This window comes from Streptococcus sp. SM5, assembly GCF_027497975.1.
Genome location: NZ_JAJNSC010000046.1, coordinates 1 through 2,332, shown reverse-complemented (window position 1 = coordinate 2,332; position 2,332 = coordinate 1). Strand labels below are relative to the sequence as shown.

The window sequence follows — 2,332 nt, the reverse complement described above, 5'->3', positions numbered from 1 at the left end:
TTATCTCAGGTCAAAAACCACTTATCACTAAAGCTAAAAAATCAATCGCCGGCTTCCGTCTTCGTGAAGGTGTTGCGATCGGTGCAAAAGTTACCCTTCGTGGTGAACGTATGTACGAATTCTTGGATAAATTGGTTTCAGTTTCACTTCCACGTGTACGTGACTTCCACGGTGTTCCAACAAAATCATTTGATGGACGCGGAAACTACACACTTGGTGTGAAAGAACAGTTGATCTTCCCAGAAATCAATTTTGATGACGTTGACAAAACTCGTGGTCTTGACATCGTTATCGTAACAACTGCTAACACTGACGAAGAGTCACGTGCATTGCTTACAGGCCTTGGAATGCCTTTTGCAAAATAATATAGGAGGTAAATCTAATGGCTAAAAAATCAATGATTGCTAAGAACAAACGTCCAGCGAAGTTCTCTACTCAAGCTTATACTCGTTGTGAAAAATGTGGTCGTCCACATTCAGTTTACCGCAAATTTAAACTTTGCCGTGTTTGCTTCCGTGAATTAGCTTACAAAGGACAAATCCCTGGTGTAACAAAAGCATCTTGGTAATTCTAGCTTTCAATCCCGTCGTGATTCGTCGTTATCTGCTTTTGCCTAACTCAAGTTATGCCTGCAAGCAGATGCCTAGACTCACTTAGGAATTGAAACCTAGAAACATATTCTGAGCCCAGCTCAATCATTAACTAGCAAGTGCAACTTGCAAACTACTAGTAAGAGGAGAAAAACAAAATGGTTATGACTGACCCAATCGCAGACTTCCTAACTCGTATTCGTAACGCTAACCAAGCTAAACACGAAGTACTTGAAGTACCTGCATCAAACATCAAAAAAGGGATTGCTGAAATCCTTAAACGCGAAGGTTTTGTAAAAAACGTTGAAATCATCGAAGATGACAAACAAGGTATCATCCGTGTATTCCTTAAATACGGACCAAACGGTGAAAAAGTTATCACTAACTTGAAACGTGTTTCTAAACCAGGACTTCGTGTCTACAAAAAACGTGAAGACCTTCCAAAAGTTCTTAACGGACTTGGAATTGCTATCCTTTCAACTTCTGAAGGTTTGCTTACTGATAAAGAAGCACGCCAAAAGAATGTTGGTGGGGAAGTTATCGCTTACGTTTGGTAATATTTAGCTCCCAATTTCTTTGTGACTCTTCGTTATCGTCTCTTGCCTAACCCAAAGTTATGCCTGCGAGACGATGCCTAGATTCACTTTGAAATTGAAACCTAAATGTTCCTTTAAATCGAGAAATCGATTTAACCCCGTGAAAACTGGCCGTTCTGGCCTGACAATTTAACAGGAGAAATAAACATGTCACGTATTGGTAATAAAGTTATCGTGTTGCCTGCTGGTGTTGAAATCACTAACAATGACAACGTTGTAACTGTAAAAGGACCTAAAGGAGAACTTACTCGTGAGTTCTCAAAAGATATTGAAATCCGTGTGGAAGGTACTGAAGTAACTCTTCACCGTCCAAACGATTCAAAAGAAATGAAAACTATCCACGGAACTACTCGTGCCCTTTTGAACAACATGGTTGTTGGTGTATCAGAAGGATTCAAGAAAGAACTTGAGATGCGTGGGGTTGGTTACCGTGCACAACTTCAAGGAACTAAACTTGTTTTGGCTGTTGGTAAATCTCACCCAGACGAAGTTGAAGCTCCAGAAGGAATTACTTTTGAACTTCCAAACCCAACAACAATCGTTGTTAGCGGAATTTCAAAAGAAGTAGTTGGTCAAACAGCTGCTTACGTACGTAGCCTTCGTTCACCAGAGCCGTATAAAGGTAAAGGTATCCGTTACGTTGGTGAATTCGTTCGCCGTAAAGAAGGTAAAACAGGTAAATAATGTTGAGTGGTTGATCATCAACCACCAACCTATTTTCCAACTTTGTGCATAGCACACGATTTAAAACTAAAGAGGTGAAAACTGTGATTTCAAAACCAGATAAAAACAAACTCCGCCAAAAACGCCACCGTCGCGTTCGCGGAAAACTCTCTGGAACTGCTGATCGCCCACGTTTGAACGTATTCCGTTCTAATACAGGCATCTACGCTCAAGTGATTGATGACGTAGCGGGTGTAACGCTCGCAAGTGCTTCAACTCTTGACAAAGAAGTTTCAAAAGGAACTAAAACTGAACAAGCCGTTGCTGTCGGTAAACTCGTTGCAGAACGTGCAAACGCTAAAGGTATTTCAGAAGTGGTGTTCGACCGCGGTGGATATCTATATCACGGACGTGTGAAAGCTTTGGCTGATGCAGCTCGTGAAAACGGATTGAAATTCTAATAGGAGGACACTAGAAAATGGC

The 2,332-nt window shown here is 41.1% G+C and carries 5 protein-coding genes; all 5 read left to right on the top strand.

From position 1 onward, the window contains the following. Positions 1–365, top strand: a 365-nt coding sequence (gene rplE / locus PAN07_RS17290) for a 50S ribosomal protein L5 (protein WP_171485923.1), incomplete at its 5' end; no start/stop codon positions are given. Between the two features lie 17 nt (positions 366–382). Continuing rightward, positions 383–568 carry a type Z 30S ribosomal protein S14 gene (locus tag PAN07_RS17285; RefSeq protein ID WP_001085697.1) on the top strand — a complete coding sequence of 62 codons (186 nt, stop codon included), beginning with the start codon at positions 383–385 and terminating at the stop codon, positions 566–568. A gap of 180 nt (positions 569–748) precedes the next feature. Further along, positions 749–1,147: a 30S ribosomal protein S8 gene (gene rpsH / locus PAN07_RS17280; protein WP_000245504.1), complete on the top strand. Its 399-nt coding sequence runs from the start codon at positions 749–751 to the stop codon at positions 1,145–1,147. A gap of 186 nt (positions 1,148–1,333) precedes the next feature. After that, complete coding sequence (gene rplF, locus PAN07_RS17275) at positions 1,334–1,870, top strand: 50S ribosomal protein L6 (protein ID WP_247933472.1); 537 nt, start codon at positions 1,334–1,336, stop codon at positions 1,868–1,870. A gap of 83 nt (positions 1,871–1,953) precedes the next feature. Then, positions 1,954–2,310: a 50S ribosomal protein L18 gene (rplR, locus tag PAN07_RS17270; protein ID WP_000624044.1), complete on the top strand. Its 357-nt coding sequence runs from the start codon at positions 1,954–1,956 to the stop codon at positions 2,308–2,310. The last annotated feature ends 22 nt before the right edge of the window (positions 2,311–2,332 follow it).

Bases quoted from the DNA above. Each gene is read 5' to 3' on its own strand.
- PAN07_RS17285 (WP_001085697.1), top strand. From the start codon at position 383: ATGGCTAAAAAATCAATGATTGCTAAGAACAAACGTCCAGCGAAGTTC.
- rplF (WP_247933472.1), top strand. From the start codon at position 1,334: ATGTCACGTATTGGTAATAAAGTTATCGTGTTGCCTGCTGGTGTTGAA.
- rpsH (WP_000245504.1), top strand. From the start codon at position 749: ATGGTTATGACTGACCCAATCGCAGACTTCCTAACTCGTATTCGTAAC.